Origin of the sequence: Flavobacterium sp. (assembly GCF_035292545.1) — a bacterium.
Lineage (GTDB): Bacteria > Bacteroidota > Bacteroidia > Flavobacteriales > Flavobacteriaceae > Flavobacterium.
Genome location: NZ_DATDPV010000020.1, coordinates 36,481 through 61,068, shown reverse-complemented (window position 1 = coordinate 61,068; position 24,588 = coordinate 36,481). Strand labels below are relative to the sequence as shown.

Here is a 24,588-nt window from a genome sequence, read left to right as displayed (position 1 = left end):
TTTAAGAAAACAAAGATATAGCGCACAGCCCGACAGCACCGGAGCTCGCGGAGGTGGTGACATGCCAAAAAAATAAAGCCAATTCTATTGCTAAAATTGGCTTTGGTTTTATCCGTGGACGGTTTCGTTTTTTCCGTAGTTACCTATGATGGATCCTTCAAATTCAATCCATTCCTGCCAGCGTTTATCTACATTTATTTTTTCGGAGTATTGTTTGGCAAACTTTATGAAAGTCGTGTAATGTCCGGCTTCGCTAACCATTAATTCGTGATAAAATTGCGCCAGCTCTATGTCTTTTATATTAAGTGAAAGTACTCTGAACCTTTCGCAACTACGTGCTTCAATCATGGCGGCAAAAAGTAAACGTTCAACTAAAGCATCATTGCGGCTTCCGTCTTTTTTGGCAAATTTCACCAAGTCACTTACATAATTATCTTTGCGCTCCCGCCCAAGAGTGAGTCCTTTTTCTTTGATTATATTATGTACCATCTGGAAATGCTCCATTTCTTCCAGTGCAATCCGCGTCATTTCGGTCACTAGCTCTTCTTTTTCAGAATTGTTAATGATAATGTATATCGCATTTGAGGCTGCTTTTTGTTCACACCAGGCATGATCGGTCAAAATTTCTTCAATGTTCGATTCGACTATGTTTACCCAACGCGGGTCTGTGGCTAATTTTAATCCTAACATTTTTCTGTATTTAAGGAGTTGCAAAATTAGTGTTTTTATGTATGATTTATAATGAAATGGATTGGATTAGAGTCAAAATAGGTTTATTTTGCAACTTCAATGCATAAATATGAAAAGCACACAAGAAGTTTTAATCATCGGATTTGTCTGGCCTGAACCTAATTCTTCAGCAGCGGGAGGCAGAATGGTTCAATTGATTCAATTGTTCCAGCAAAATGGTTGGAGCAGTACTTTTGCGAGTCCGGCAATGGATAGCGAATATATGGTTGACTTAGATGCGCTTGGAGTTGCTAAGAAATCGATTGCATTGAACTGCGAAAGTTTTGACACTTTTATTCAGGAATTAAATCCTTCGATTGTTTTGTTTGATCGCTTTATGATTGAAGAACAGTTCGGATGGCGTGTTGCTGAGCATTGTCCGGATGCCATTCGATTATTGGACACTGAGGATTTGCATTGTTTGCGATTGGCACGACAAAAGGCATTCAAAGAAAACAGAAGTTTTACTACCGATGACTTACTGATGGAAGATGTAGCTAAAAGGGAAATAGCGTCTATTTTACGTTGTGATCTTTCTTTTATGATTTCAGAAATCGAGATGGAATTGTTGCAATCCGTATTTAAAATTGATCAATCGCTTTTATATTATTTACCGTTTTTATTGGAGCCAATGGATTCTGCAACTTTCCAAAACTGGATTTCTTTTGAAGAGCGTACTGATTTTATCTTTATTGGAAATTTTCTTCATGAACCCAATTGGAATGCGGTTCAATATTTAAAAGAGACTATTTGGCCGCTCATTAGAAAACAATTGCCAAATGTAAGATTGCATATTTATGGAGCTTACCCATCTCAAAAAGTTTTACAATTGCATCAGCCTAAGGAACATTTTTATATCATGGGACGTGCAGATGATGCTCAAAAAGTAGTTCGTCAAGCCCGTGTGGTTTTGGCTCCGTTGCGATTTGGTGCAGGAATTAAAGGAAAATTAGTAGAGGCGATGCAATGTGGAACGCCAAGTGTGACGACAACAATCGGAGCAGAATCCATGCATGGAGATTTGTCTTGGAATGGATTTGTCGCCGATGACCCTCAACTTTTTGCCGATGCGGCTGTGCAATTGTATCAAGACCCAATAATTTGGCATAAAGCCCAAATAAATGGGATTGAAATTGTTGAAAAAAGGTATTTGAAATCATTATTTGCAAACGATTTGATTCAATATATTTTATCGGTACAAAGTAATCTGAAACAGCACCGATTGGATAATTTTATGGGTGCCATGTTACAACATCATACCTTAACGAGTACTAAATATATGTCGCGTTGGATTGAAGCGAAGAATAAAAATTTAACATAAAAAAATCCCGTTCAGATTGCTCAAAACGGGATTTGTATTTTTAAAACCTAGTTATTACGCAAGCATTGTAACAGGATTTTCTATAAATTGTTTCAATGTTTGTAAAAATTGTGCGCCAGTTGCGCCATCAATTGTTCTGTGATCGCAGGCTAAAGAAAGCATCATAGTATTTCCTACTACAATCTGGCCGTTTTTAACCACTGGTTTTTCAACAATGGCACCGACGGAAAGGATGGCAGAATTCGGTTGGTTGATAATAGAGTTGAATTCTACAATTCCAAACATTCCAAGGTTAGAAACTGTAAAAGTGCTTCCTTCCATTTCAGTTGGTAATAATTTTTTGTTTTTAGCTCTTCCGGCAAGATCTCTTACGCTTCCGCCAATCTGAGATAAACTCATAGCGTCAGTAAATTTCAATACAGGAACTACTAATCCATCTTCAACAGCTACGGCTACTCCAATATTCACATGGTGGTTAATGGTAATAGCATCCTCTTTCCACTGAGAATTAATTTTAGGATGTTTTTTCAAAGCCATGGCGCAAGCTTTAATAACCATATCGTTAAATGATACTTTTGTATCAGGAATACTGTTTATCATTGCTCTTGATTTCATTGCTTCATCCATTGTAACTTCAATTGTTAAGTTATAATGGGGTGCAGTAAATAAAGATTCTGCCAAACGTTTAGCAATGATTTTGCGCATTTGCGAATTCTTGATTTCTTCTGAAAAAGTTTCTCCTACTGGAACAAATGGTTTTGCTGCAGCTACAGTTTCTGTTTTTGCTGGTGCAGATGTTGCGGTAGCCGGAGCAGAAGCTGCTTGAGGAGTGAAGTTTTCGATATCGCTTTTTACGATACGTCCGTTTTCACCTGAACCTTTTACCTGAGACAATTTAATTCCTTTTTCATCCGCAATTTTCTTTGCCAATGGCGAAACAAAAATGCGTTGTCCTTCAGTAGCTACCTGTACAATTTCTTCAGTTTTTGCAGTAGCTGCAGCAGGTGCTTCTTCTTTGGCTGGAGCCGAAGCAGGAGCGTTTCCGCCTTTTTTATAATTTTCGGCAATGCCGGTAATATCTGTTCCTTCTGGTCCGATGATAGCTAAAACACTATCAACAGGAGCCGTTTGTCCTTCTTGAACTCCAATAAACAATAAAGTTCCTGAGTTGAATGATTCGAATTCCATTGTTGCTTTATCGGTTTCGATTTCTGCAAGAATGTCGCCTTCGGATACTTTATCTCCAATTTTTTTCAACCACGTAGCTACAGTTCCATCAGTCATGGTATCGCTTAAACGAGGCATAGTTACTACTACAACTCCTTTTGGTAAGGATGTTGTGGCTGGCGCAGGAGTTTCTTCTTTTTTAGCTTCAGCTACCGGAGCAGTATTGGTTTCTTCTTTTTTAACTTCGGTTGCCGGTGTAGCTTCTTCAGTCACTGGGGCAGCGGCTGTTTTTCCGGCTAATAATGCGGAAATATCTTCTCCTTCATTTCCAATGATAGCTAATAATGAATCTACCGGAGCGGTTTGTCCTTCTTGGATTCCAATATGTAAAAGCGTTCCTGAATTGAATGACTCAAATTCCATAGTGGCTTTGTCAGTTTCAATTTCTGCAAGAATATCGCCTTCGCTGATTTTATCACCCACTTTTTTAAGCCATGTTGCCACGGTTCCTTCCGTCATCGTGTCGCTCAAACGAGGCATTGTAATTACTGTTGCCATATTTATAGTCTATGAGGGATGAATGGATAATTTTTTTGGTCGTATACTACATCGTAAAGTTGTTGCACTTCCGGATAAGGGGATTCTTCGGCGAATTTTACACATTCTTCCACCAAAACTTTTACTCTTTCGTCCATCGCTTCAATTTCTTCTTCGGTAGCGAATTTTTGATCTATAATTACATCCAAAACCTGGGTGATTGGATCAATTTTTTTGTATTCTTCTATTTCTTCTTTTGAACGGTAAAGTTGGGCATCTGACATAGAGTGTCCTCTGAATCGGTATGTTTTCATTTCTAAAAATGTTGGTCCGTCACCACGACGTGCTCTGTCGATGGCTTCATGCATCGCTTCCGCAACTTTTACAGGATTCATTCCGTCAACTGGTCCGCAAGGCATTTCGTAGCCTAAACCTAATTTCCAGATATCGGTGTGATTTGCCGTTCTTTCTACAGAAGTTCCCATGGCATATCCATTGTTTTCTACAATAAATACAACGGGAAGTTTCCATAACATAGCCATATTGAAAGCTTCGTGCAAAGAACCCTGACGCGCTGCACCATCACCAAAATAGGTTAAAGTTACCCCGCCCGTTTCAAAATATTTATCAGCAAATGCAATTCCGGCTCCAACTGGGATTTGCGCCCCAACGATTCCGTGACCACCAAAAAATCCTTTTTCTTTAGAGAAAATATGCATGGAACCACCCATTCCTTTTGATGTCCCGGTTACTTTACCTAAAAGTTCGGCCATTACGGCTTTAGGATCCACGCCCATTCCAATTGGTTGTACGTGATTTCTATAAGCAGTAATCATTTTATCTTTGGTCAAATCCATTGCATGCAAAGCACCCGCTAATACTGCTTCCTGACCATTATATAAGTGTAGAAATCCTCTTACTTTTTGTTGAATATAAAGTGCCGCTAGTTTGTCTTCAAACTTTCTCCAAAGCAGCATGTCTTCATACCACTTTAAATAAACTTCTTTTGTAATTTCTTTCATCTGTTTTTCTTGCTAAAGTGTTTTTGTGTCTATCAAATGCTTACTATTTAAAAAATAGATTGCTCACACAAATTTGCGAACTGCAAAAATAGCACATTCCGATTAAGGAGTAAAATTTAATGTATGATATTTAGTCTTTTTATAAGAAGTTTTTATCAAACATAAAAGGAAGTAAATTTTTCAGAGAGTCTGATTTGTACACAGCTCCAATTTCTCCCATAAAATATATTTCGATTGGCGTTTCTTGTTTGAATTCGTACTCAGCTATAGATTGTCTGCAGGCTCCGCAAGGCGGAATAGGAGCAGCCGTAGTATTCGTGTCCGAAGCTGCAGTAATGGCCATACGTATGATTTTCGCCTCCGGATAAACCGCTCCAGCTTGAAAAATTGCCACTCTTTCGGCGCAAAGACCTGAGGGGTAAGCTGCATTTTCCTGATTTGAGCCTAAAACTATTTTTCCGTTGTCTAAAAGTATCGCAACGCCAACTCTGAATTTAGAATACGGTGCGTAGGCTTTTTTTCTAATTTCTATAGCTTCTAGCATTAGCGATTTTACATCATCAGCTAAATCGTTTATGGAATCAAAAGTCGTAAATTTTGTGGTAATACTTATTTCTTTCATTATTATTTAGGGAAAAAAAATCCAAATTTCAATTTGTAGAAATTTGGATTGTTTATTTATAATTTAATTGATACTAGTATTCTTCATACTTATCTCCAAAATTGAAGGTAAGTGAAAAACGAAGTGTGTTTTCTAATGGATTTTGTACTTTTGAAGCGGAGAATAAATAAGATACATCAACTTTTACAACGTTATATTTAAATCCGGCACCTAAAGAGAAAAATTGTCTGGCTCCTTTTTCAGGGCTTTCATGAAAATAACCCAAACGCATGGCGAATGAATCCTGGTATAAATATTCTGCTCCTACGGAATAAGTAAATTCTTTTAATTCTTCACTAAACCCATCAGGGGCATCGCCAAAGGATTTGAAAATTCCGGAAACCCAACTTATTTTACGGTAATTGGCATTGTTTTCTGCTCTCTCTTCTGAGGTAACATCTCCGTCTCCATTCAAATCTGGATCTTGTGGTGTTGGAACCAATAATTTATTTATTTCAAGATTTACGGCTACTTTATTGTACTCGTCAAATACAAAATCAAAACCACCTCCTAATTTCATTTGGGCAGGAAGAAAGTTGGCATTAACTTCTGAAGAGACTTCGGAATCATAACTGATTTTTGGACCTAGATTCTGAAAATTGAAACCCATTCTCCATTTGCCATTAAAGTCACTAAAGGCAACTTCTTCTGATTGATAGAAACCCGCTACGTCAAAAGCAAATGAATTAGCTGCTCTTGTGTCATTATCGGCACTTTGAATTTTTAAATTGGAACTGATAAATCGTCCTGCAACAGCCATGGAGAAACGGTCGCTTAATTTTAGCGAATAAGATCCGTCTAAAGCAAATTCGTTTGGTTTTACAACCTGTGGAACATCATCGATTTGTTGTCTTAATTCAATTTCGCCTAAACTAAAATATCTTATGCTACCAGCAAAAGCACTTCTTTCGTTGATCCTGTTAAAGTACGTAATTTGCCCTAATGAAATATCGTTTACCAATGCGGTAAGATAGGGCGTGTAACTGATAGAAAATCCTTGTTTATCTAATGAAAAAGCATATTTTGCAGGGTTCCATTGTTGTGAGAAGGCATCAGCAGATGTTGCAACACCTTGGTCGGCCATACCGGCAGCTCTTGCGTCAGCAGCAACTAATAAGAAAGGTACACCAGTAGTGATTACTCTATCTTCCTGCGCTTTTGATAACTGAATAGTTAACAAACAAATGATTAATAAGGATATTCTTTTCATTTTAATTTTCAAAATTGATTAAACAAATATAGTATTTTATTAAAGTATTACAAGTTTTTCAAATTTTTCTGACTTTTTATTGGTTAAGTTCGATTTGACAGTCAGCTTATAAACATATACGCCTTTCCCGATTTTATCCCCAAAATCATCTCTTCCGTCCCAGGTTATTTCTCTCGAAAGAAAGCCATCTGTAGTTACAATTTGATTTTTTGACCATACTATTTTCCCTGTAATGGTCATCACTTGTACTTGTACTTCGAGCGGTTCAAATGGGCGGTTGTGGGTAAACCAAAATTGAGTATAACTTACAAATGGATTGGGGTAATTCAAAACATTGGTCAGCGTAACGGTTTCATCACCAACAACAATAAATTGTATTTCGGCAGTAATTGGATTGTTGTAAACATCCCAGGCTTTGAAAGTTATGGTGTGTAATCCTACGGCTAAATTTCTAAGGGGAAATTGTAATTTTCCTTTTTTATAATTGTCTAATTCTGTTTCATAATAATCATTCAGAATATACGGATTGCTTTCATTTCCGTCCAAAATGGCTACGATATCATGACCAATTCCGCTTGCCGTATTAATTCCGTTTTCATCTTCAAGAAAAGCAAGAAATATTGGGGATTCATTTGTAATTCCACCAGATATGAAAGTTTGGTCATTCATAAATAATTTAACTCGTGGACCAATATTATCTGCAACGGCAGTTGGATTGATTCCGCCGATTTTTATGGTGGTATCGTACCCCGTTTTGTCTAACAGAATCTGATCTCTTTTGGCATAAAAACTTATTCGGCCATTTCCTAAAGGAATTTTAATATCTCTAGGGACCACAAATCCAAACTCAAACTGGCCGTTTGTGACAGAGGCATTTCCTCTAAAGATAGTTTCTCCTAGCACATTAAAATTCATGGAAGGGCTGGTTCCATCATTATTAAGGGTAGACTTGCTAATGTTTTTGTCGAAAATATTTACTGAAAGCTCTCCGTTATAACTGGCAAGAGGGGTATTGAATTCATCTGTTATTTCTCCCGTAAGTTTTACAAAAGCCAAAGATTGGAAATCATCGATTGGACCAGTAACCGGAGCGTCATTTACTTTTGTCAAACGTATTTTTGGTTTAGGAATCGCGAGCATTACTGCAGGATCTCCAAGATAAAAAACAACATTTGAAGAAGAGTTTGGAGTGCTGTTTTTAGCTAATCGCAGTGCTTCAGCTATTGAGGGATACTCGTTTGAACCATAAGAAAAAAGATATTCAGATAATTTGTCATTAAAATTTTCTGCTGAACTTTTTCCGATGGAACGGATAGTCGTCAACATAGAAATCGCTCCTCCTTTAGGATTCCAATAGGTGTATTCTCCCGCAGTTGGCCGGAATGGATTGTCAAAACGTGAAAAATCACACGTAATAGTAATGAACAAAGGGTATTTGTAGCGATTACTCAGATTTTGTCCATCCGATTTTTCCCAAATTCGCTCTCCGGACAATCCATCTTCACCACCATGGCCTAAATAATTAAAAACTAGGGCTCCTTTCTCGAATGCATTAAATATTTCTTCCCGAGCTTTTGGATATCTACTTCCGCCAGAGGAGGTTTCCTGAACATAGGAATCCAAAATTATTTTTTTAACATTGATAAATGGTTTTTCCAGAGAAACTTTATCCGCTAATTGATTTTGTCTAAATTGCAAATCGCCATCTTCATGTCCTGAATCTGAATCATCAGAAATAAACACACAATTATTTCGCCAATTCCCATAGGATTTTAAATCATGATATTCAATGACTTTGTTGACCATTTCTTCGGCTTGCTGATTTGAACTGACAATCATTCTTCCGACAGTAACATCTATCCCCTCGGCATACGAAATGATATTTCCTTGGTTGGAATCCATTAAACCAAAAAAATCATCAGTTGCAAATGAAGATTCTCCTGCTGTATTACTATTTAATGAATGATAAATAGGTACGATGTTGGTATTGTTTGGGATACGATCTTGGAAATCAAAAGAAGCATCGCCAAAAAGATTTAGATATTTAATTTTTTTTTCGGGTATAGATGCGTTTTCATAGATGTATTTCACAAAGTTTCTAATGGCAGCAATGTCCTGTTTTCCAGAAGAAAATTCTTGATATATCGTTTCCAAATTAACAACTTTTACATTCAGTTGAGAATAATTACGGTGAAAAACAGCTAATTTTTCGGCTTGGGTGTTTAAAAAAGCCGGAACGACAATAAGGTAATCAATATCCTGAAATTGACCTTGGACATTTTTAAAAACAGTACCTTTCAAATCCTGATTAACTACTTTTGATTGGGATTCCTTTAAAGGAGTATAATAGTCCAAAGCATCAACAGCAATATATTTTCGAACTTCTCCTAAATTTGCTTTGAATGAAAATGAACTTTGATTGGAGTTTTCAACTTTCGCGGTATTATAAATATCCGTAATATCCCAAATCTGATTTATTCCGGAGGCATTGGCAAATTGATACTCACCTATACCTATTAATGTGCTGGCTTGGTTGTATTGAAATCTAAATTGTTTTCCATAACCTTTAAGATTGCTTTTTGCTTTAAGGATAATATAATCCAAAAATCCTTTAGAGCCTGGAACACCGTTATTGTCATAGGTTATTTTAACAGTTGTGTTTTCTGTGGCTGGAAAGTTTTTTTGAAAAACATATTGAGAATTACAATTCCCAAGCCCTTGATTGCACTCGAAAGCCTCATTTCCGCCATTAGCTACTAAAGCATCAAAAGAAAAACTACCTAAGTCTGAATTATTCGCTTCTATTTTAAACGTGGTAGCGGTAAATGCTGCAGTTGCAGCGTGAACGTTTATTTCAATAGGAGAAATAGCATTGATATTTGGAAATTTAAACTCGAATTCTTGTTCATTATCAATATTAAATTGTTCGCCGTACCATGTCCTTCCCGTTCGAACGATGTTAACCAAATCTAACTCATGATATAAGTAATCATCAAAAGTTGAAATGGGTAATGTTGTAGTTCCGGTAGGTTGTTGCATTTCTGACATTCTTTTTCCGTCACCGCCTTGAAGGGTTACATAATAATAAGACTTTGAAGCGTATAAGTTATTATGCGTTCGACTATCCTCATTCCAATTATCGACACCTTCAGCATAAAAAAGAATATAATCTGCATCATTGAATACACCATCATTTTCTCCTATAATCTGAATGGCATTTTCGGCTAAATCTAAAGGATAAATAGTGCTGTTTAATAAAGGCAGCATCCTTCCGCCATTGCCGTAAATTTTGATTTTACGCGGATCACCATTTGTATTCAGTCCTAATTGGCTCAAAAAACCTTTGGAGATTTTATAAACACCAGATTTTTCAACATAAAAACGATACCAATCGCCAGTTGCTAAAACGGAATTTGTAATAGCACTTGTGTTATTTGCTGATTGTACGGTTCTAGAGGAACCAGAGCTAAAGGAATAGTTGAAAGATTTCAATTTTTTAAAACCGTTTCCGTCTTTAATTATAGGTGATAAAGATAGGAAAGCAAATTTTTTATCTCTTGCATTAACATTTCTGATTGTTGCATTGATTTCATTTGGAATAGCGGCAACTGACAAATCGCCAAGTTGAGAGGCTAAAATAGGTTCGTAAACCGTATTGGTGATTTGCAACGAACTCTCGTCAATAGTGGTTGATTGAGGAAGATTTAAATTAAAAAAGAGTTCTTTTTTATAGGAATCAAAATAAAAACTATCGGATTTAAATTGGGGAACATTCATTTTATAAGTCCCATAAGAAATTTCGGTCTGTTCAATCCATTCAAGAATCACGTCGCCTTTTTGTTGTGCAAAACAAGCAAAGGATAATAAAGTGAATAAAGAAGCTAGTGTTTTTCTCATTAATAATAATTAACGGCGTTTCAGTGGAAATATTACTAGGAGTAAAAATAAATTATTTAATGCAATTGTATGTAATAATTACATTATTTTTGCGTTCTAAATAAGCGTTAATATCAAAGTTGATATTAATTTATTATATTTTAAAAAAAAGAGGTTGCTATTTAATAGTTAATTATTATATTCGCCTCGAAATTTATTACCTACCAAAAGTATGAAAGTAAACAAAATTATGGCTATTAAATTATTACTATCGTTAGTAATAATATTTGGATTTACTAGTTGTGGTAAAAAGTCAAGCTCAAAAAACGCGTCGACGGCTACGGGTTGGAAAATCAATGATAAAAAAGGAGGTTTCCAATATAATAATAAGTTCAAGAAGCAGGCTACTGCTCCTGGATTAGTTATGGTAGAAGGAGGGACGTTTACAATGGGTAAAGTTCAGGATGATGTTATGCATGATTGGAACAATACGCCATCACAACAACACGTTCAATCGTTCTATATGGACGAGACTGAGGTTACTAACCTTATGTACATGGAATATTTAGACTGGTTGAAAACTGTTTTCCCGCCAGAAGAAGAAAATTACAAAAACATTTATGAAGGCGCTTCACCTGATACTTTGGTGTGGAGAAATAGATTGGGTTATAATGAAACTATGACTAATAACTATTTGAGACATCCTGCCTATGCAAGTTATCCTGTAGTGGGAGTGAATTGGATTCAAGCAGTTGAATTCAGTAAATGGAGAACCGATCGTGTTAACGAAAACACTCTTGAAAAAGAAGGTTATTTGAAAAAAGATGCTAAAATTGTAGATGTAACAGCAGAAAAAACTTTCAGTACGGAAACTTATTTGAATGCTCCTAGCAAAAGTTTTGGAGGAGATGAAGAAATAGTTTTAAAAGGACGTAGAGGTTCTTTGTCTAAACCACAAAAAGTTGCTGGCGCCAAAGGACAAGCTGCTACAACAAAAGAGCCTAAAAATGTTTACGCACAAAGATCTTCTGGACTTATTCTTCCTGAATACAGACTTCCAACTGAAGCGGAATGGGAATATGCAGCAGCAGCGGATGTAGGGCAAAGAGAATACAATATCTATAAAGGACAAAAGAAATACCCTTGGTCTGGAAGCTATACACGTTCTGGAAAAAGACAAGTTAAAGGAGACCAATTGGCCAACTTTAAACAAGGAAAAGGTGATTACGGTGGAATTGCAGGTTGGTCTGATGACGGAGCTGATATTACAAACGTTGTAAAATCGTATCCTCCAAATGATTTCGGATTGTATGATATGGCTGGTAACGTTGCAGAATGGGTTGCCGATGTATACAGACCTATTGTAGATGATGAAGCAAGTGACTTTAACTACTACAGAGGTAACGTTTATACCAAAAACAAAATTGGTGATGATGGGAAAGTTGAATTAGTTACAGCTGAAAACATTGCTTATGATACATTGTCAAACGGTAGAATTGTAGCTAGAAATGCACCTGGACAAATTGTTCAAGTTCCTGTAGATGAAAAAGAAACGTATTTAAGACAAAATTTCTCTACTGCAGATAACAGAAATTACAGAGATGGTGATAAACAATCTACAAGATATTTTGATTTTGGATCTTCTGATGAAGGAAGTGATAAATTAACTGATGCACAAAGAATGTACGATTCTCCAAAGCATAATGTTACAACCGATAGTTTAGGTAACATGTCAAGAAAATATGACAAGTCAAGCAAAAGAACAACACTTGTAAATGATAATGTAAGAGTTTATAAAGGTGGTTCTTGGAGAGACAGAGCTTATTGGTTAGATCCTGCACAAAGAAGATACTTCCCTCAAGACATGGCAACTGACTATATTGGGTTTAGATGTGCAATGTCTAGAGTAGGTCCAAAAGCCGACAAAAAGAAAAGACCTAGAAATTAATTTCTAATTGATATTTTAAAATATAAAAGCCCTTTAATTAGGGCTTTTATATTTTAAAATTGTTTTATATGAAATAGCCATGATAAGAAGATTGCAACCAACAATAAAGATGGCTCATCATGGCGTATAACATATTTCTAAAATTTAATATTATCTATATATGAATATCCAAAACATTCATAATCTGTTTTTAAAATGCAACTCGGTTTCAATTGATACCAGAAAAATTGAATCAAAATCATTTTTTGTGGCCATTAAAGGCGAAAGATTCGATGCAAATACTTTTGCGAAAGAAGCTTTAGAAAAAGGCGCTTCCTATGTCATTATTGATAATGATGAATTCTTTATTGATGAGCGAACCATTCTTGTAAAGGATAGTTTAATCGCTTTGCAGGAACTAGCGAAATTTCATCGTAATTATTTGAAGCTTCCTATCATCGCTCTTACAGGAAGTAACGGGAAAACAACGACCAAAGAATTAATTCATGTTGTGCTATCCAAAAAATACAATACCAAAGCTACTGTAGGTAATTTAAACAATCATATCGGCGTTCCCTTAACCTTGCTTTCTTTTGATGCTAAGACCGAAATTGGAATAGTAGAAATGGGAGCCAACCATCAAAAGGAAATTGAATTCCTTTGCGATATAGCGCAGCCGGATTTCGGATATGTTACTAATTTTGGCAAAGCCCATCTCGAAGGTTTTGGTGGAGTAGAGGGTGTTATCAAAGCGAAAAGCGAGATGTATGATTATCTTTCTAAAAATGATAAAACCGTTTTTGTTAATCTTGAAGATCCAATTCAGGTAGAGAAAACCAAAAACATGAAAACCTATTCTTTTGGAATTAATAAACCTAATGCCAATGTGAATATCACTTCCGTAAAAGCGAATCCGTTTGTTGAAATTACTTTTTCTGATAATCATATTGTGTCGCGTCTTATCGGTTTGTATAACGCCAATAATATTAATGCTGCTATGACGATCGGAAAATACTTTAAAGTAGCTGATAGCGATATTAAAATAGCAATAGAAGGTTTTGTTCCGGAGAATAACAGATCGCAATTATTGCATAAAAATACTAATGAAATTATTCTGGATGCCTATAATGCCAATCCAAGCAGTATGGCCGTAGCGATTGAAAATTTTATTCAGTTGGATAAATCAAATAAAATTGCCATTCTAGGCGATATGTTTGAGTTGGGAACGGAAAGTTTAGCGGAACATAAAAGTATTGTGGATTTACTTTCAAAAGAGGAAAAAACAACTTGCTATTTTATAGGAAAGGATTTTTATCATAATAAAATAGAGAAAGGCAACTTTCATTTTTATGAAACTTTTGAAGATTTTTCCAATGTTTTGAAAGAAAGTAAATTTGAAAATAAAATGATTCTTATAAAAGGATCTCGAGGCATGGCTTTGGAGAGAACATTGGAGCTCTTATAATATAATATCCAGAGTCAATAAAAGTATTTTATATAAAAAAACTCCTCAATTTCTTGAGGAGTTTTTTGTGGGCGATGAGGGTTCAAAACCTTATCTCCAATCCCTTGATATATAATAAAATATAAACTTTAAAAACTACTTGGTGTCGATAATGCTCCTTTTTTGGGATGCAATTATTCCTAAATCTTAATAGTGTAAAGTTAATAAATAATGAGGTATTTAGCAAATTAATCTAAACCAAAAAATGAACTAGTTGTAATTAAATTCGAGAGTTTTTTAAGAATAATTATTCTAGTTTATCATTTTAAAATACTACCCAAAAATGAGCGGTTCTACTTGTTCAATTTTCAAACCTGTGTATTGACAGAACTCTTCAATTGTTACTAATTCATTATCAAGTTTGTTGTTACTTTTCTTGATTGCTTTTAATATTCTGGTGCTTTGTCTGTAACTCTTGCCTGTGATTCGTTCAATGTCTTTTGGATAGATACATATTCTTTTCGTTATCGCTTTCATACTTTATCTATGCCTTTGATTAGGCTTTGACTACCTTCTGACTTGCAGAAAATCTTTTGCAATTTAATTATAATTTTTTAAACTGATAGATTGGTTTTTTATGCTCATTTAGGACACTTGTGTCGATTTTGGACATTTGGTACACTAGCGATTTTTTCTTTGGTGAAATGTGATGTAATCTTTGTTATGATCATTTGAAACTGTTGCAACAAAATTGAGAATGATGGAGTCGTGAGAGGTTTGTGAAAGCAAACCAAATGTTGAATTAAATTTTGAAGTTATGGCTAGACAGAAAGGCATAATTAAATTGAAAGGTACTATCGGAGATATTACCTTTTACAAAACTCAAGATGGTCATTTAGCGAGAGAAAAAGGTGGAATTGACGCTAGTAGAATTGCGAGTGATCCAGCGTTTCAGAGAACGCGTGAAAATGGGGCTGAGTTTGGGCGTGCTGGGAAAGCCGGAAAGATTTTGAGAACTTCTTTGAGAGCTTTGCTTTTGAATTCTGCTGATAGTAGAATGGTGAGCCGATTAACTCAACGAATGGTAAAAGTTATTCAGGCTGATTTGGTAAGCGAAAGAGGTCTGAGAAATGTGATTGACGGTGAGGCAGAATTACTTGCCGGTTTTGAGTTTAACATTCGTGGAAAACTTGGTACCAGTTTGTATGCTCCATTTGTTGGTGCAATTGATCGTGTGACGGGAGAAATATCTGTTACATTGGCACCTTTTGTTCCAGCAAACATGATTGCTGCACCATCCGGAACCACACATTTTAAAGTCATTTCTGCGGGAGCAGAAGTTGATTTTGAAGCTGAAACGTTTGTGGTAGAGAATTCTGAAACTGCTATTTTGCCTTGGAATGCAGTTCCAACGGTAGCTATTAACCAAGTGAATACTGTAACGCCTAACAGTACTAAGCCCTTGTTTTTGGCTCTTGGTTTAGAGTTCTATCAGGAAATTAATGGACAAATGTATCCGTTGAAAAATGGTGCGTTTAATCCACTTTCCTTGGTTCAAGTTAGTGGCTTGTAGAAGATGGTTTTACTACTGTCAAGAACTTATTTCCCTGATGGAACAAATGGTAAACTCGAATGCGAAGGTAAATTGATTTGCAATACAATTGAATTACCGTGGAAGATGAACGAAACGAAGGTTTCCTGCATTCCTGAGGGGAAATATTTTATTAGAAAGCGATACAGTGCCAAATACAAATGGCATTTGGAAGTGAAGGATGTTCCAAATAGAAAATTTATTCTTTTTCATCCTGCTAACAATGCTCAAAAGGAATTGCAAGGCTGTATTGCTCCTGTTACAAAACTTTCTGGTCCAGGACTTGGTTTAATGTCTCGTATAGCTTTTGAAAAGCTCAAAAGGATTGTTTATCAAGCTTTGGATAACAAAGAAAGTGTCGAATTAATTGTTCAATCCTAGAAATTACGATTATGAATAAAATTGTAGAGAGAGCTAGTGCTCCCACACCAAAGTTTTTTAAAGTGCTTCGAACTATTGGATTGGTATTGGCTACTGTTGGTACTGCTGTTTTAACTGCACCAATTTCTTTGCCAGTAATTGTGACTACCGTTGGTGGTTATGTTGCAGTTGCTGGTGGAGTTATCTCAGCTGTAAGTCAGTTGACTGTTGAGAAGAATGAACAGCCACAGTAATTCAACTTTGGTTGGAACAGCCGGAGGTACTTTTTTGAGTATAGTACCGAATTTGAACTCCGAGGATTTAATTAAAACAGTTATTTTAGCGACTGTTGGAGCTGTAGTGAGTTTTTCAATTTCGGTGTTGCTTAAATACCTTTGCAAGAAGCACAAAAAATAAGTTTAACTCTCGTTGTGGTGACCTTAGAGTTAAACAAAATGAAAGCCCAAACCGAAAGGAATGGGCTTTTTTAATTTTTAGACTTCACCAAATTGATTGATTACAACCTCAACAATTACTACTTCGGAATTATACCAATACAAATCGTTGTATTTTGCATAATCTAAGGCTTTTGTTCTACTATCAAATGCACCAAATAATACTCTTGATGCTTTTGATTTCCAACTGTCGGTTTGAAATAATAAAAAAATGCTCATAGGATTGATTTTAAAGATTAAATACGATTATTTTTTGCAATAGCGATATAAAATGACTCTTCTTAAATCATTCATTAAACTGATATTTTCGTGAAACTGCTGTTCCTTTTGTTCTAAAGTTTTAAGAACTGCTATATTTTTTTTGTGTTGTTCAAAATCAGTCATCATTTCATTTGCTTTAAGGTTTAGGTTTTTAGCAAAGTCATTGATTCGGATGTATGGAATTACGGAACCGATTAGAAATTGATGCCAAAATTTTACTCTCCATAAGCTTTTGCAGATAGATTCTATGTTTTCGCAATCTTCTGAACATTGGAAAATGATTACAAAGCAATTCGGGCAGGGTTCATCTAAAGGTTTGCCTGTGTTTAACCCTTTGTTTAGGATGAAGAAATGAGGATTTGCGTATTTTACTCCGTTTTGGTGGTGCTTCATTTTAAAATTTATCATATCGTGGCTTTTAAGGATTTATCGACTGGACACACTTTTTCATTAAAATTTTTCAAAAGAAAAAAAGAAAAAAAAGAAAGCACTCTCGTCAAGTGGAGGGTTTCAAAAAAGCAAGTTTTTTTTAAAAAATACTACCACCCTGAATCGTCCTTTGGAAGTCGGAATTTGTTGCTTTGTAGAAAAGTTGTTTTGAAGACATATGGGTGGTGGAGATTTTTTAAAAAACCCGCAGGGCTTGAACTTGCTTTTTTGTAAACCCGGAACTTACCTTTGCTCTCTTTTTTTTATTTTATTTTTTTGCTTTCGGAGCAGGATTTTCCTTTGGAAGTCGGTTCTTTTTGTTTCGGAGACGGGTCGTCTTGCAAGGGTTTCAAATTTTGGGGCTGGACAAAAAACTAAAAATTAATTATAAACGCTTTTGTCCAGAACCGAAATTTGAAACTCTTGCTGCACTGTTTGATTTTTTGTGGTGCCTGGAAGTGCTCAGTATGCAGAAATTAGTGTTCAGTTGTTTTGGAGATGGGAAGCACCTCAAAAAAACAATGCAAATACTACCGAGTGAGTTGGCAGTAGCGAAAGCAAGTGTGTGGTTTTTTGATTTGTTTGCACTTACTTTCTGATTGCTTTTTTGGGTGCTGGTGCTTCACTTTTCTTTAAATAGAAAGGCTTGAAGTTTGAATAATTTTCTTAGAAATTCTAAAAGCATCAGCAACCGGAAAGCAATTACTACTCCATATTCTGACAAATCAAAAAAACACACTCTTGCTGGGCAATTTTATCTTTTGAGGGTGCTTGAAAGTGTTCAGTATTCAGATTTTAGTGTTCAGTTGTTTCGGAGATGGGAAGCACCTTCAAAAGATAATGCAAACACTACCGCTTTAAATACACAGCTGATAAAAACAATTGATGAATTTCCTACGAAGTGATGATTCCCTTTTTAAGCAGAAACGTTCTTATGAAAACCCGAAGGGTGACCCGCGAAGCCACGTGTTTTTGGTAGCTGGGTGGTGCGAGGAAAGCTGCCAAAAATGTGTGGCTGGAGCGGGGCACTTGAGCGTTGGGTGAGCGGCTTTTTTACATAATGTTATTATAGGGCAATGCACCATCTTGTTTTGGAGCACTATTTTCATTATTGCCCTATAATGCCACATTATGTAACTAAGCTTTGGGAAAAGTTTTTGTTGCCTTGCACTATTTATCTACTGGAATGATAAACCACTGGCATACAAAAACTTTTGGAGCGTTGGGAAAGAGTGGCAACTGAAAACAAAACTTTCTCTTTTATTTTTCACTTTTGTGTTTCCAATCGCAATTTTCTGAAAAGATACTTGGCTTGAAATATATTCTGTTTACAATATCTAAAAGTTTATTAGACTTTAAAAGACCTCCACAATGTTTTGGCTCAGTTGCTATTGTAAATCCCGATAATCTTTCAAATATCCATCCTGTTAAAGGGTTATTTATTGAAAGTATATTTTTCATTTCTTCTTTTTTCATATAAGTAAATTTTTTACCTTTTCCATTGTAAGGATTATTCAAGGTAAAAAAGTCTAAATCTATATCAAAATATACTTTGGTTTCATCAGAAGCTAACAAACAATCTTCTAACTCTTTATGTGTTTTAAACTTCTTAATCTGATGTTTGTTACCATTTATATCAATAAGTTCTTCATCTTCCCAATTACTTTCAAAAGTACCCTGTCGGCAGTGAACATAAATATTTCCAATAATATTCAGATATGCAGCAGATAAAATGTGACCATCATTATTCCCTGCTAATTTAGCCCAACTAAATAAAGCCACTTCACCATCATTAGATTGATCAAGTTCCGATAACCACTTCTTTTCTGTTTCACACGGATAACACAAATCTTGATGCCAATCTAAACTTACTAAACAAGGTGGTTTGCAATCATTGTTTTCTCTAGTCCATTTTAGCCAATAAAAAAAAGCATATCTATGTTCTTGAAAAATGGCTAATTCTGTAACACCTCTTTTTAAAAATGGATGAGATAAAATTTGCTTAGCAGAACCAGGAGGAATTATGTAGTGAGGATTTCTAAATTCCATTGTTAAATTTATTGATTTGATAACGTGATTTTAGTGATAACCGAAGTTAGTGTAACATTTAACCAAAACTGCCAATTTTCAAAATTTAAAATAACTAAAATTAATGATGTAATAGATATTGCATTTAATGAAATAATTGCCTTTTGATTGTTCTTCTTTTTTATCACTTTTTGTTTTGGAGAAGTTTTGAAAATCTTTATTCCAGAGTTTAATAAGCTATTTGTTTCATTATCAATAATTGCCCAACCAATTGAATTTGTACCTAAATCAAGACCTAAAATTCTACTCATTTTTATTTATTTTAAAATTACTTTATTGTTTTACGAAATTAGCGAAATGAAGCAAACAAAGAATTGATGCTAGGAATACTTGGACTAGGAGCGATTTTTGTGCAGCTGAATGAGATAATGAGTTTTTGTAAATGATTTATCTACCCACCTTATCTACCCACCTAAGGTAATTTATATTTGATAATCCAATGTCCGCTTTTGGTATTTCCTTTACGTTCTAAAAGTTTAATATCTTTCAAAAAATCTATATTTTTATCAATGGCAGAGCCACTTAAGCCAATTATAGCTTCAAGTTCTCTTTTTGAAATTTTTGGATTTTTATAAATATTTTTTAAAATTTTAATTCTGTTTTCAGAGAGATTATCTACCCACCTTTCTACCCACTTTTCAAATTCGATAGGTCTTCGTAGTATAACTGTAAACATTCCATCAATATTGAATTCAGGAGGCGTTAGTCCCTCATCATTCATTACATCTCTAATACGAGTAATACCTGATCCGATTTGTTCTACTAATCGCATCCTTTCAAATAAACCAAAAATTAAAGGGTTTCTACTTGCACTTCTTTTACCAAATTCACTTCTTGGAACTGCACTTACTAAACCACCTGGATTTGATATTTCTACACGATCATCAAATACTTCGATAGTTATTCTTGCTCCTTTATCATAATAATCGCGATGAGCCAATGAATTTATTATGATTTCTTTAAATGCTGTTTCCGGAATTTCCCATAGTTCTTTTCTTGGTTTTCCTCCTTCTCCTTCAATATCATATCTTACATCCAATTTTGACTTTAACCAAACCATACTTTTTTGATATTGTTGGTATAGTGTTCCAGTCATTACTTTATCATCAACGATATAACGTTTGTCTGTACCATCAAATACTACACAACGGATTACGGCTTTTTCAAAAAACTTTTCAGGATTACTTCCAAAAAACAAAACGGTTCCGTTTTTTAATTGGCCATCATTTGTGATTAGTTTTAGATTGGTAAATAGTTGTTCGTCTGAAGTTGCATTAACCAACCCTGCTTCAAACCTAAAAGTTTTGATGTTTTCTTTTGCAATGTCTTCGTCTATATTGGCATCTTTACAAGTTGCATCATCAAAATAAATTTTATCTGCTTGTTGGAAAAAGTCTCTCATTTCTTCAACGGTTGTAAGTTTTTGAGAATTTGGACCTTGACGCACATAAATTGCACCTGACAAAACATAAGGTTTATTTTGACCCGAAGGAACTTCTATTACAGCAATATTTTTTCCATCTACTTCAACAATAGTGAAATCACATTTTAGTGGTGGAGATATTTCGTTTATTGAGTTCTGTATTGCTGAACGTTTAGCATTATCAATCGTTATCCCTTTGATAATATTTGCATCATCAACCCCAATTAAAACAACCCCGCCGGAAGCATTTGCAAAGGCACACACTTCTTCTGTTATACCTTTTACATTACTTGGAATACTGACTTTGAATTCGGCATTGTAACCTTCGCCAGAGGCTACTATTGATTTTATTTCGTTTGGATTGAGCATTTTATAAATTTGATTTCAAAGGTAAAATTATATTTTAGTTTAAACCAACATGGCGTAAGCTTTCATAATAGACATCGGAGTTTAACAAAATCATCGGAGCATCAATGTAAAAATCATTATTGAAACCGAATTTAAAATATATTGCATATTTATTATGTGGAGGCATGAAGCTTTCCATGTGGTCATTAAATATTTCAACTTGAAATTTGAACGCTGTATTTTTTGGGATTATGATTTCATCATTTAGAACTGTATTTATAGTTTCTCCATCTTTAGGTAATCTAATTTTGTATTTGATTGTTGGTCTAAGAATTGTCGGAATATCAATTACTGGACCTGATAAACCAATGGGAAGTCTTTGGTTTTTTATTTCAATATTAGTTAAGAGAATTGTTTTCTCAGAATTATTTATAAATGTAAAATTGAGTATTGGAAATAGCGATTTAAAACGAACTGCTTCAAAAGCATTTATGGCTCCTTTAATTGCTTCCCAACCGCAATTTTCACTATCAACTGTTACAGATATAAATTGAATATCTGAATTTCTATTCACTAAATTATTCTTCCATTTTTTGACTTCATCAATTTGAATGTCTTTCTTAGTGATTTTAGAATGACAAATAGGGCAAAGTAAAATTAGGTTTTCAATTTGATTGTTTTCTGGATTTTCGTCAATATGATGTATTTCAAAGTGTCCAACATCTGTATTTTCACAATTAGGACATTTGGAGTTTATTTCTTTCTGAAGGATTGCTCTAACTTTATTTACTTGAGGAATTTTGGTTCTATTTTTCTTCGCCATTATATAAAATATTTTACATAGGTATTTGATAGTTCTTGATTAAATTCTTTTCTTAACTCATTCTCCAATTGAGTTTTTATATACTTATTATTTTTAATTTTAGTTAAGAAGAAATTACTATGTGATATTGGTTTTAACCAATATATTTTAAAAAGTTTGTAATCAAAGTCTTCTGGATTTAATAGCCACTTTTCAAAATCAATTAAGTTTTTAAATTTACTTGATTGATTTGGATTAAGCTTAATTTCTAATCTATGGATTAGCATTGTAAAATTCATGAATGAAAAATTGAAAACTTCATAATCACCTTCGATAAACTTGACTGAACCACCTGCCATTTTTGAAACCGTCTCTAAGTATTTATCAAAATAATCTTTGTGATTGTAATTATAAATTTCTCTCCTCAACAAGTCTTCATATAAATCATAATTAAATTCTTTGTCTAAATGATTATCTATTATATTTTGAATTAATAGCTGACATTCACTATTGGCTATTTTAGAAAACCCTATGTAGTATCTTAGTTTTGACCTACTCGAAGAAAGTGTGTTACAATTTGAAAAAGCATTTTGTATTAGATAAGTATCTGAAATTTTATAGTCAGGATGATTTTTTTCAAGTGTTTTACAAGTGCTTTTAACTAATCTCTCGTAAGTATTATATCTTGGACAATCCTTGTCAATTGCAATATTTAAAATTTCGATTATATGTTTTTCTTTAAATAAGTTTCCTTTTTCAATTAGGAACTCGCAAAATGAATCTAATGTATAATGATTAAGAATTGTTTGTGACTTCAAAAAAGATACAATTGGTTTTTCAATTTGAGATATATGTTCTTTAGTAAGGTCTATTATTTTAAGAAACGTAAAAATATTACTAAAAATTCTGCATAATTTGTTTTCAAATGGGAAGCTTATACAAGATTTTGATAATGAATCATTTTTAATAGGGTCAAAGGCAAAAGAACTATCTTCATAGAAAGAATTTAGAAAATTGAGGACTATTTCAATTAAATCGTTAATTTCATTTTCTTCAATTTTTAAAGAATTAACTCCTTTTACTATTCTTTTTAATTCATCAGTGTTTATGTTTAAAATTGCTTCAACAATTATAAAAGCATTGAATGATTTTAAACCTACCTCTTTAGTTTTATAACTTTGAATAAGCCCGGAAAACATTTCTGAAGTAATTTCTTTGTAATCAGTAAAAACATTTTGAATTATAAAGTTTCTATTTACATGAAGATACAAAAGAATATATTGTTGATATAAGTTATTTACCAAATCTGGACCCGAATATTGTTTTCCTCTATTGTCATACAAACTTTTTAAATTATCAATAGATGAGTTTAATTTTCTTATTTCTTCTTTTACTCGATTTAGTAACTTATTTTCTTTTATTTGGATAAGGTATTTTTTTACATCATCATCAATTTCATACTCTAGCTCGTTATAAATTACTTCATCTAAATCGATGTGATTAATGTTCTCAATTATTTCTTCTCGGTCATCTCCAGAATAATAGCCCCTTATTAAACCATTCAAATATTTAGTATTAAATTTTGTGATGAAATATTCAATTCCCTTTTCTTCTTTGTATTTATTTTTTTCAAGATATTTATAAATATTGTAAGAGATTTTATAATCATTAGAAGCTACTAAATAATTACCATAAGCATACTCTGAATCGTAAAAGTCAATATTACCTTGATTAGCCTTGAGCTTATTTAATAATTTTCCAAAATCTAAATTATTGTAATTACAGTTTAAACAATCACATTCAGTTTCTGTATTAAGGGTTATGTTTATTGTTTTGCTTTCTTCTTCCGATGTTGGAAATATATGTAAGTAACTATGACCAATAGTGTTCTTTCGGTTTTCACCAATTTTTAAATAATCTTCTACAGCTGTCAGATAATGGATATTACATTTTCTTAAAAATTTCAATACTTCAGTAACCTTTTCTTGTGCATTTTCGATTTTTAAACTTGAAAGTTGGGCTGTTAGTTTAGTACTAAAATTGATTTTTTTTTCTTCAATCGTAATTTCATTAATAAGTCCAAATATTTCTTTATTTATTGTAAATAATTCACCATTGTCATAATGCCATACTTGTTTTTTAAGAATATTAAATGGATAAATAGTAGATAAATAGTTTGGATCTACAAAGCCAAATCCGTCAAACTTTTTAATGCAGAAATACATTTCATCGAGTATATGATTATTTTTTTCCTTAATAATCAGAGGCTTTAATGATACTTCATAAAGTTTATCTGTTTGAGATTTATTAGTTAAGGAAATTAAACGGTCTTTATGAAATAACAGGACAAACTCTCTCAGATAAGTATCTTGATTTAGATTTTCTAAATAGTAGCTTTGGTATTTAGAATTATCTTGACTATTGTAAAATCTTATTTCTTTAAAATTTGAAACAATTACCCATTTGCATTTGTCACCCATATCAATGCAATAGTCAAATGCTTGTTCAATAGGAGTGTTACTTACTTTTCTATTTTGTTTAGCATCAAGATTCGTTTTAGCGTCTTTAATTTCAATAACTGATCTAACATCATCTAAATTTTTATCAAAACTAAAATAGCCTAATGTACCATCAGCTTTTTTTCCATTACTTAATGTTTTTGATTCTTCTCTTAAATTCCATTTTCTTGAATGATTAAATTTATATCCTAATACTTTACCAAAAATATCTATTATAAACCGAGACTTAACTTCCTCTTCTTTTAGACTATCTAGTTTTCCTGAATTAAGTTCTTTAGTCCATTGCTCTATAACCTCTTTTTTTGTTTTTAAATCAGAAGTGTTTGAAAGTTTGAATTTTGAATGATATTTATTTAGAAGTTCTGGTGAGAATATCTGATTGTTTGAATTTAGCATTAATTGTAATTTAGTTTATAAA

At 33.7% G+C, this 24,588-nt stretch carries 21 protein-coding genes; 7 read left to right on the top strand and 14 right to left on the bottom strand.

Going from position 1 to position 24,588, the window contains the following annotated elements; translation table 11 throughout:
* Window positions 1–108 precede the first annotated feature (108 nt).
* Window positions 109–690: a tRNA-(ms[2]io[6]A)-hydroxylase gene (locus VI621_RS03325; protein WP_324216972.1), complete on the bottom strand. Its 582-nt coding sequence runs from the start codon at window positions 688–690 to the stop codon at window positions 109–111.
* Window positions 691–799: 109 nt separating this feature from the next.
* On the opposite strand from VI621_RS03325, the gene VI621_RS03320 reads away from it, so the two are divergent.
* Window positions 800–2,050, top strand: coding sequence for a glycosyltransferase (locus VI621_RS03320; protein ID WP_324216971.1), 1,251 nt, complete (start codon window positions 800–802; stop codon window positions 2,048–2,050).
* 54 nt (window positions 2,051–2,104) lie between these two features.
* Here VI621_RS03320 and VI621_RS03315 read toward each other — a convergent pair whose 3' ends face one another.
* From VI621_RS03315 to porU, 5 genes are all read right to left on the bottom strand, one after another.
* Window positions 2,105–3,775 carry a pyruvate dehydrogenase complex dihydrolipoamide acetyltransferase gene (locus VI621_RS03315; protein WP_324216970.1) on the bottom strand — a complete coding sequence of 557 codons (1,671 nt, stop codon included), beginning with the start codon at window positions 3,773–3,775 and terminating at the stop codon, window positions 2,105–2,107.
* 2 nt (window positions 3,776–3,777) lie between these two features.
* Window positions 3,778–4,776 (bottom strand): pyruvate dehydrogenase (acetyl-transferring) E1 component subunit alpha, encoded by a 999-nt coding sequence (gene pdhA, locus VI621_RS03310; RefSeq protein WP_324216969.1) that lies wholly within the window; start codon window positions 4,774–4,776, stop codon window positions 3,778–3,780.
* Between the two features lie 139 nt (window positions 4,777–4,915).
* Entirely contained in the window at window positions 4,916–5,398 is a 483-nt protein-coding gene (gene cdd, locus VI621_RS03305; RefSeq protein WP_324216968.1) for a cytidine deaminase, read from the bottom strand.
* Between the two features lie 73 nt (window positions 5,399–5,471).
* Window positions 5,472–6,647, bottom strand: coding sequence for a type IX secretion system outer membrane channel protein PorV (porV, locus tag VI621_RS03300; protein ID WP_324216967.1), 1,176 nt, complete (start codon window positions 6,645–6,647; stop codon window positions 5,472–5,474).
* A 39-nt stretch (window positions 6,648–6,686) separates the two neighbouring features.
* Window positions 6,687–10,544 carry a type IX secretion system sortase PorU gene (porU, locus tag VI621_RS03295; protein WP_324216966.1) on the bottom strand — a complete coding sequence of 1,286 codons (3,858 nt, stop codon included), beginning with the start codon at window positions 10,542–10,544 and terminating at the stop codon, window positions 6,687–6,689.
* Window positions 10,545–10,755: 211 nt separating this feature from the next.
* On the opposite strand from porU, the gene gldJ reads away from it, so the two are divergent.
* Both gldJ and VI621_RS03285 read left to right on the top strand, forming a co-directional pair.
* On the top strand, window positions 10,756–12,471 hold the full coding sequence (gldJ, locus tag VI621_RS03290; RefSeq protein ID WP_324216965.1) for a gliding motility lipoprotein GldJ: 1,716 nt from the start codon (window positions 10,756–10,758) through the stop codon (window positions 12,469–12,471).
* A gap of 160 nt (window positions 12,472–12,631) precedes the next feature.
* Window positions 12,632–13,915, top strand: a complete 1,284-nt coding sequence (locus tag VI621_RS03285) for a UDP-N-acetylmuramoyl-tripeptide--D-alanyl-D-alanine ligase (RefSeq protein ID WP_324216964.1) — start codon at window positions 12,632–12,634, stop codon at window positions 13,913–13,915.
* 312 nt (window positions 13,916–14,227) lie between these two features.
* On the opposite strand, the gene VI621_RS03280 is transcribed toward VI621_RS03285, so the two are convergent.
* A complete protein-coding gene (locus VI621_RS03280; protein ID WP_288112393.1) occupies window positions 14,228–14,431 on the bottom strand; it encodes a hypothetical protein in 204 nt (67 codons plus the stop codon).
* A gap of 280 nt (window positions 14,432–14,711) precedes the next feature.
* On the opposite strand from VI621_RS03280, the gene VI621_RS03275 reads away from it, so the two are divergent.
* The 3 genes from VI621_RS03275 to VI621_RS03265 all read left to right on the top strand — a co-directional run bounded on the left by VI621_RS03275 (window position 14,712) and on the right by VI621_RS03265 (window position 16,099).
* A complete protein-coding gene (locus tag VI621_RS03275) occupies window positions 14,712–15,467 on the top strand; it encodes a hypothetical protein (RefSeq protein WP_291283843.1) in 756 nt (251 codons plus the stop codon).
* Between the two features lie 3 nt (window positions 15,468–15,470).
* On the top strand, window positions 15,471–15,866 hold the full coding sequence (locus VI621_RS03270) for a DUF5675 family protein (RefSeq protein ID WP_324216963.1): 396 nt from the start codon (window positions 15,471–15,473) through the stop codon (window positions 15,864–15,866).
* Window positions 15,867–15,928: 62 nt separating this feature from the next.
* A complete protein-coding gene (locus VI621_RS03265) occupies window positions 15,929–16,099 on the top strand; it encodes a hypothetical protein (protein ID WP_324216962.1) in 171 nt (56 codons plus the stop codon).
* 240 nt (window positions 16,100–16,339) lie between these two features.
* Here VI621_RS03265 and VI621_RS03260 read toward each other — a convergent pair whose 3' ends face one another.
* Both VI621_RS03260 and VI621_RS03255 read right to left on the bottom strand, forming a co-directional pair.
* On the bottom strand, window positions 16,340–16,519 hold the full coding sequence (locus VI621_RS03260; RefSeq protein ID WP_300089875.1) for a hypothetical protein: 180 nt from the start codon (window positions 16,517–16,519) through the stop codon (window positions 16,340–16,342).
* Between the two features lie 27 nt (window positions 16,520–16,546).
* Window positions 16,547–16,969 carry a DUF6943 family protein gene (locus tag VI621_RS03255; RefSeq protein ID WP_324216961.1) on the bottom strand — a complete coding sequence of 141 codons (423 nt, stop codon included), beginning with the start codon at window positions 16,967–16,969 and terminating at the stop codon, window positions 16,547–16,549.
* 674 nt (window positions 16,970–17,643) lie between these two features.
* Between VI621_RS03255 and VI621_RS03250 the strand changes: the two genes are divergently transcribed.
* Window positions 17,644–17,895: a hypothetical protein gene (locus tag VI621_RS03250; protein WP_324216960.1), complete on the top strand. Its 252-nt coding sequence runs from the start codon at window positions 17,644–17,646 to the stop codon at window positions 17,893–17,895.
* Between the two features lie 355 nt (window positions 17,896–18,250).
* Here the strand turns inward: VI621_RS03250 and VI621_RS03245 are convergent, their stop codons facing one another.
* The 5 genes from VI621_RS03245 to VI621_RS03225 form a co-directional block, all read right to left on the bottom strand.
* The gene (locus VI621_RS03245; protein ID WP_324216959.1) at window positions 18,251–19,039 is read right to left on the bottom strand and encodes a hypothetical protein; all 789 of its coding nucleotides are present in this window, start codon (window positions 19,037–19,039) and stop codon (window positions 18,251–18,253) included.
* 8 nt (window positions 19,040–19,047) lie between these two features.
* Window positions 19,048–19,329, bottom strand: coding sequence for a hypothetical protein (locus VI621_RS03240; RefSeq protein ID WP_324216958.1), 282 nt, complete (start codon window positions 19,327–19,329; stop codon window positions 19,048–19,050).
* A 161-nt stretch (window positions 19,330–19,490) separates the two neighbouring features.
* Window positions 19,491–20,870 (bottom strand): ATP-binding protein, encoded by a 1,380-nt coding sequence (locus tag VI621_RS03235; RefSeq protein WP_324216957.1) that lies wholly within the window; start codon window positions 20,868–20,870, stop codon window positions 19,491–19,493.
* Between the two features lie 34 nt (window positions 20,871–20,904).
* A complete protein-coding gene (locus VI621_RS03230; RefSeq protein WP_324216956.1) occupies window positions 20,905–21,672 on the bottom strand; it encodes an HNH endonuclease signature motif containing protein in 768 nt (255 codons plus the stop codon).
* Window positions 21,672–24,566 carry a hypothetical protein gene (locus VI621_RS03225; RefSeq protein WP_324216955.1) on the bottom strand — a complete coding sequence of 965 codons (2,895 nt, stop codon included), beginning with the start codon at window positions 24,564–24,566 and terminating at the stop codon, window positions 21,672–21,674. Before VI621_RS03225 ends, VI621_RS03230 begins: the two co-directional genes overlap by 1 nt.
* Between the last annotated feature and the right edge of the window lie 22 nt (window positions 24,567–24,588).

Excerpts from the sequence above, each read along its gene's own strand:
- VI621_RS03325 (WP_324216972.1), bottom strand. The coding sequence starts at position 690 with ATGTTAGGATTAAAATTAGCCACAGACCCGCGTTGGGTAAACATAGTC.
- VI621_RS03320 (WP_324216971.1), top strand. The coding sequence starts at position 800 with ATGAAAAGCACACAAGAAGTTTTAATCATCGGATTTGTCTGGCCTGAA.
- VI621_RS03315 (WP_324216970.1), bottom strand. The coding sequence starts at position 3,775 with ATGGCAACAGTAATTACAATGCCTCGTTTGAGCGACACGATGACGGAA.
- pdhA (WP_324216969.1), bottom strand. The coding sequence starts at position 4,776 with ATGAAAGAAATTACAAAAGAAGTTTATTTAAAGTGGTATGAAGACATG.
- cdd (WP_324216968.1), bottom strand. The coding sequence starts at position 5,398 with ATGAAAGAAATAAGTATTACCACAAAATTTACGACTTTTGATTCCATA.
- porV (WP_324216967.1), bottom strand. The coding sequence starts at position 6,647 with ATGAAAAGAATATCCTTATTAATCATTTGTTTGTTAACTATTCAGTTA.
- porU (WP_324216966.1), bottom strand. The coding sequence starts at position 10,544 with ATGAGAAAAACACTAGCTTCTTTATTCACTTTATTATCCTTTGCTTGT.
- gldJ (WP_324216965.1), top strand. The coding sequence starts at position 10,756 with ATGAAAGTAAACAAAATTATGGCTATTAAATTATTACTATCGTTAGTA.
- VI621_RS03285 (WP_324216964.1), top strand. The coding sequence starts at position 12,632 with ATGAATATCCAAAACATTCATAATCTGTTTTTAAAATGCAACTCGGTT.
- VI621_RS03280 (WP_288112393.1), bottom strand. The coding sequence starts at position 14,431 with ATGAAAGCGATAACGAAAAGAATATGTATCTATCCAAAAGACATTGAA.
- VI621_RS03275 (WP_291283843.1), top strand. The coding sequence starts at position 14,712 with ATGGCTAGACAGAAAGGCATAATTAAATTGAAAGGTACTATCGGAGAT.
- VI621_RS03270 (WP_324216963.1), top strand. The coding sequence starts at position 15,471 with ATGGTTTTACTACTGTCAAGAACTTATTTCCCTGATGGAACAAATGGT.
- VI621_RS03260 (WP_300089875.1), bottom strand. The coding sequence starts at position 16,519 with ATGAGCATTTTTTTATTATTTCAAACCGACAGTTGGAAATCAAAAGCA.
- VI621_RS03255 (WP_324216961.1), bottom strand. The coding sequence starts at position 16,969 with ATGATAAATTTTAAAATGAAGCACCACCAAAACGGAGTAAAATACGCA.
- VI621_RS03245 (WP_324216959.1), bottom strand. The coding sequence starts at position 19,039 with ATGGAATTTAGAAATCCTCACTACATAATTCCTCCTGGTTCTGCTAAG.
- VI621_RS03240 (WP_324216958.1), bottom strand. The coding sequence starts at position 19,329 with ATGAGTAGAATTTTAGGTCTTGATTTAGGTACAAATTCAATTGGTTGG.
- VI621_RS03235 (WP_324216957.1), bottom strand. The coding sequence starts at position 20,870 with ATGCTCAATCCAAACGAAATAAAATCAATAGTAGCCTCTGGCGAAGGT.
- VI621_RS03230 (WP_324216956.1), bottom strand. The coding sequence starts at position 21,672 with ATGGCGAAGAAAAATAGAACCAAAATTCCTCAAGTAAATAAAGTTAGA.
- VI621_RS03225 (WP_324216955.1), bottom strand. The coding sequence starts at position 24,566 with ATGCTAAATTCAAACAATCAGATATTCTCACCAGAACTTCTAAATAAA.